Below are 356 nucleotides of genomic sequence, written 5' to 3'. Positions count from 1 at the left end.
GTCCTCCACTCGACCTGCTCGAGGAGTTGAAAACATGTTGCGACGGCGTTGTCGTCCGGTCCCCCTGCTGGCCGGGCTGCTCGTTCTGGTCCTGTCCGCGCTCCTGTTGCCACCGGCTTCGGCGGCCGGCACCGCCAGAGCCGACACATCCCAGACCAGCAGGGTGCCACTCACCGAGCTGACAGTGACGTACGAGCAGGTGGCCTTCGGTCTGCAACGCCCGATCGCGCTCACCGGGCTGCCGGACGGCCGGATGCTGATCGCGGAGAAGAACGGCACCGTCCGCGCCTACCACCCCGACACCGGCCTGGCGGCCGAGCCGGTGCTCGACCTGACCGCCCGGATCGACACGTCGG

The 356-nt window shown here is 69.4% G+C and carries 1 pseudogene; it reads left to right on the top strand.

Annotated features, from left to right (window positions below):
* Positions 1-34 precede the first annotated feature (34 nt).
* A pseudogene (locus C1I93_RS31095) lies at positions 35-356 on the top strand (PQQ-dependent sugar dehydrogenase); the annotation flags it as partial.

This window comes from Micromonospora endophytica (assembly GCF_003236305.1).
Taxonomy (GTDB): Bacteria; Actinomycetota; Actinomycetes; order Mycobacteriales; family Micromonosporaceae; genus Micromonospora; species Micromonospora endophytica.
This window is presented reverse-complemented; position numbering and strand designations above follow the sequence as displayed.